Source organism: Streptomyces sp. AC627_RSS907 (assembly GCF_019049165.1).
In genome coordinates this window covers 1-582 of record NZ_JAGMUE010001417.1, presented here as the reverse complement: position 1 = coordinate 582, position 582 = coordinate 1, and the positions used below count along the sequence as shown (strand labels likewise).

Annotated in this window: 1 protein-coding gene; it reads left to right on the top strand. The window is 64.4% G+C overall.

All coding sequences use genetic code 11. The annotated features are described in order from the left end of the window. Positions 1-335 precede the first annotated feature (335 nt). Positions 336-582: trypsin-like serine protease (locus tag KUM32_RS42205; protein WP_217146886.1), on the top strand; the 247-nt coding region annotated here is incomplete at its 3' end.

Sequence of the window (582 nt, the reverse complement as noted above, 5' to 3'; positions counted from 1 at the left end):
CCGGAAACAGAAATCCCCTTACGCCGGGACGTCACGAGATGGCGCGGTTCTCACGCCTTCCGCCCTTTACGCCGCGAAGGAGGGGAATCGCGGGCGCCCACTCAGACGCCCGCAAGCACACCTTCAAATAGCCTCTGACCTGCACACATGCATGGTCATCGGGCAACCCGACCCGCCACGCGGACACCGCCCGCGGCGCACCTGACGGCGCCCGGGCTATAGCCGCGTGTTATGGAAAAATGTTACTACCCGCTTCAACAAGGTTTCGGAATGCTGGTAGCGCCCCCTGGCAAACCGACGCACGAGAAATCGCGCGTCTTCGGAAACGAGGAACCTTGCGTATATCCAGGTTGATCCCCGCACTCGTAGCCGCTTCGGCATCCGTCATGACGCTCGCCGGCACCGCCACCGCCGCCGAGCCGGCCCCCAAGCCCTCGACCCCGTCGAGCGTTGAAACCAAGATCATCGGCGGCGGGTACGCGCAGAGTGGCCCCTGGGCCGCTCGGCTGTTCTCCAACGGGAGGCAGACCTGCACCGCCACCATTATCTCGGCCAACTGGATCCTCACCGCCAAGCACTGTG